This window comes from Shewanella sp. SM32 (genome assembly GCF_025654235.1).
Taxonomy (GTDB): Bacteria; Pseudomonadota; Gammaproteobacteria; order Enterobacterales; family Shewanellaceae; genus Shewanella; species Shewanella oncorhynchi.
The window spans coordinates 1-2,781 of sequence record NZ_JAKKRO010000125.1 but is presented as its reverse complement, the minus strand read 5'-3'; the positions used below and the strand labels follow the sequence as shown (position 1 = coordinate 2,781).

General features: G+C 46.9%; 2 protein-coding genes and 2 pseudogenes. 3 read left to right on the top strand and 1 reads right to left on the bottom strand.

Going from position 1 to position 2,781, the window contains the following annotated elements; genetic code table 11:
• Window positions 1-190: transposase (locus tag L5M10_RS23490; RefSeq protein ID WP_263256005.1), on the top strand; the 190-nt coding region annotated here is incomplete at its 5' end.
• A gap of 55 nt (window positions 191-245) precedes the next feature.
• On the opposite strand, the pseudogene L5M10_RS23485 reads toward L5M10_RS23490, so the two are convergent.
• A pseudogene (locus L5M10_RS23485) lies at window positions 246-1,451 on the bottom strand (PhnD/SsuA/transferrin family substrate-binding protein); the annotation flags it as partial.
• Between the two features lie 212 nt (window positions 1,452-1,663).
• On the opposite strand from L5M10_RS23485, the gene L5M10_RS23480 reads away from it, so the two are divergent.
• Both L5M10_RS23480 and L5M10_RS23475 read left to right on the top strand, forming a co-directional pair.
• Window positions 1,664-2,266 (top strand): response regulator transcription factor, encoded by a 603-nt coding sequence (locus L5M10_RS23480; RefSeq protein ID WP_105251242.1) that lies wholly within the window; start codon window positions 1,664-1,666, stop codon window positions 2,264-2,266.
• A gap of 375 nt (window positions 2,267-2,641) precedes the next feature.
• Window positions 2,642-2,781: pseudogene (locus L5M10_RS23475) on the top strand (IS4 family transposase); the annotation flags it as partial.

Genomic DNA, 2,781 nt, shown 5'->3' with positions numbered 1-2,781 from the left:
ACGTTTGCAAAACGACATCAATGTTCTAAGCCAGCTACGTTTAGGCCAAAAAGTCCACTTCAAGGCCAAAGAAGGCCAAGTGTTCGGCGTGGTTATCAAAATCAACAAGAAATCAGTGATGGTGGTCAGCGATGATAACCGCCAGTGGAAAATCCCACCAGGACTGGTGCAGATCCTGAAAGACATCTAGCCAGGATGCTTGGCCGAAATCTATAAGGCGTCAATACGTCCTAAAATGGACGCTTACGTAGCATGGCACCTTCGCTGTATTGGGTAATGGCGGCTATGGGTTGATTGAGTTCATGGGCAAGTCCTGCACCTATTTCCCCAAGAATCGCCGCACTTTGCAGTCGCTCAAGCTGCAGTGCCTTGTCCTTTAATTGACGCTCAGTGCTAACTAAAAACTCACTTTTCTGGCGAAACTTATATTCAAGCCACAGGTGATAAATGGTGGAAATAATGAAAATTAACAACAGTGCGCCACCCCATTCTTTATTTTTTGCCATCCATTTGTATACGGTTTGATAAAGTGGTGGTGATGCTCCCTGTAGTTGTAATTCTTTAAATAACTCAATCACTTTTAACTGGCTTACGGGCGCAGTCCAGCCCAAAGTATCGGCGGTAATTGCTGCAATATGATCGGCGGGTAAATCGAATAAGGCGCGGGTAATCGCCATCGTCAGCTTAGGAGAAACCGTATCCGCCGCAGCGAATGACCAGTTTGGGTATAACTGAGTGCTCACCTCACAATCATATCCTGCAGGCGTTGCAGGATGGATAACCCGATAATCGCCCTGATTAACAAGACCCGTTGCGATCATTTCCTCTAAGGTACAAAAAGGCGCTATTGCGGCGTCGGCACTGCCGTCTCTGACTTGATAGATAAGCGGTTCTAACGGGAACCCGAGGAAGCGCACTTGCCCAAAAAACTGTTCGGGTAAAAAACCCATTTTATGCAGTAACCCCATGGCCGCTTGATACCCGCCCAAAGCCTGCGGATCACTGGCGACCACATTGCGCCCGCGCAAATCCTGCAAGGTACGGATAGGGCTGTCGGCGCGGACAATAATGGTCGCGCCTATGGTAAAAGTGCTGCCTTGATGCTTACGACTCTTCATTGTCGCAAGCCAAGACAGCGGGAAATTGTTACTTAGATGCAGATATTGCCCAGGGTTAGTGACGATAAACTGCAAATCATGCTCAAGTAACTGACTACGCATGCCATTAAAATCCACAGGCACGACTTCAAAATGACTATTAGGCACTTGCTCACTGAGGTAATCCATCATAGGTTGCCAACGCTGCTTGGCCTGTAACACGCCATGATTTGCCAGCACTCCGACTCTAAAATGGTTCACTTCTGTCGCTTCGTTGGCATAGGACGGATTAAGCCCAATGACACTCAGCAAGAATCCCATCAATATCGCTTTACACCAAGAGTCAATCGTCATCGCCTCTATTACCCACTCTTATATGCCATTGTCATGGAACGACTTTAGCTCGCAGATAAAAATCAAGCTGTGAAATGTCGCCAAACTCTGATTTATGCCCAGAGGGAATTGGCTAATTTAGTGATGTATCTCCCAAGACCTAGGCTTAAAATTGAGCCCACTCCGCACCCAGCTTAAGCTGATAGCATGCTTACCGCGCCACAAGGAACACCATGTCGATAAAATTGCCACTCTATCTAGTCGATGACGATGAAGCGATTCTGGATTCACTGGGCTTTATGCTCGGACAATTTGGCTATCAAGTGCAAACCTTCAACAGCGGCCGCGACTTCCTTGAGCACTGTGCATTATCACAGGCGGGCTGCGTGATTTTAGATAGTCGAATGCCAGAAATCACCGGCCAAGAAGTGCAGCAAAAATTACTGGAAACCCACAGCCCGCTAGGCGTGATATTTCTCACTGGCCATGGTGATTTACCTATGGCGTTAAGCGCCTTTCGTAAGGGAGCCTGCGATTTTTTTCAAAAACCAGTGTCCGGCAAGGCATTAGTACAAGCGATTGAAAAGGCGCAGCGTGAAAGCCAAGCGGCCTTCGAGCAACAAAGTCTGCAACATAAATTTGACCAACTGACCGAGCGCGAACAGCAAGTGTTAGCCCATGTGATCCAAGGCATGACTAACAAGCAAATATCGGAGGCGATGTTTTTATCCCTGCGCACGATTGAAGTACACCGCGCAAAAATCATGAAAAAGCTCGAAGTGAACAATATGGCAGAGCTAGTGCAACACTTAGGCAATCTGAATTCTGTCTTATAAGTCAATCACCCGTGGTCACTAAACAATCGTTAAGCCTTCTCGCCACGCATAAGGATTTAACCGTTAAACCCTTTTTACCCCGACCATTCAAGATACCGTAACTACACAGTTTTCATCCAACCTGCGACAAGCTGTCGCAGTTTGCGCATTTGGCTTTGTGAAATATCGTATCAGCCCGCACAATCACGCCATAGGTTCCTTCCTTTGTGCCCCGCAGGCGCTCAAGAAATCCACTGCTTTTTGAACCTCCACCCGAGGGTAACTATACCCTGAAGAATCCCCTGATGATTTACAAATAAATCATCAAATTAGGGTGGAAGCGCATCTTGTTGCATGATCAAATGGTTTCGCTAAAAACTACACTTGGACAACAAGATGCGCGAAGCCAATATCCTACAACATTCTTTACACCAATACTGCCCAGAACTTCACCTAAAACGATTAAACAGCTTGATGCTGGCCTCTAAGGCACTGATTGAATGTAAGACACTGACCTTGACTGAGTTAGGTCGAAA